This window comes from Micromonospora sp. CV4 (assembly GCF_003667455.1).
GTDB lineage: Bacteria > Actinomycetota > Actinomycetes > Mycobacteriales > Micromonosporaceae > Micromonospora.
Genome location: NZ_RCVI01000300.1, coordinates 1 through 510 on the forward strand (window position 1 = coordinate 1; position 510 = coordinate 510).

The following is a 510-nucleotide window of genomic DNA, read 5'->3' on the forward strand; positions in this document are numbered from 1 at the left end:
GCCTCTGCCGGAGAGGCCGCGGGGAAGCAGGCAATGGAATCGTCTTTGAGCCCGCGACACTGGCAGATGCAGGCCGTGGCTGGATATCAGATGATTAATAACCGGGTGGAAGGGCAGGGATTTAATTCCCTGCTAAGTCCCGAGGCGGGTTACGTTGCAGGTGTTGCCGCCGAAACTGACAATGAAGGTTCCGCCTATTCCTTTGTGGGCAGGGCCCGCACGTCTTGGCAAACCTATAAAATTCCTTCTGGGCTTCAGCAGAATGGAGACCGGTCTCAGGCATTTGATATTGCCGGAGGACTGCAGACCCTGTTGGCAGCCGACTGGCAGTTGCAAATGCAGCTTAACTATCGTTCACGCAGTGGCATTGAGTCGGCGACCAACACTTATGTGTCAGGTTATCAGATGCTGGGTGTGCAGGCGGGAGTTTCTAAAACCTGGCAGCTTCGTTTTCCGTGGAGCTTTGAAGTCCACGCTGATCTGACTTTGCCCGTGTACTTTACCGAGCCC

At 54.9% G+C, this 510-nt stretch carries 1 protein-coding gene; it reads left to right on the forward strand.

All coding sequences use genetic code 11. The annotated features are described in order from the left end of the window. Positions 1-75: 75 nt before the first annotated feature. The coding region (locus tag EAD98_RS20705) for a hypothetical protein (protein ID WP_199723481.1) at positions 76-510 on the forward strand (435 nt) is incomplete at its 3' end.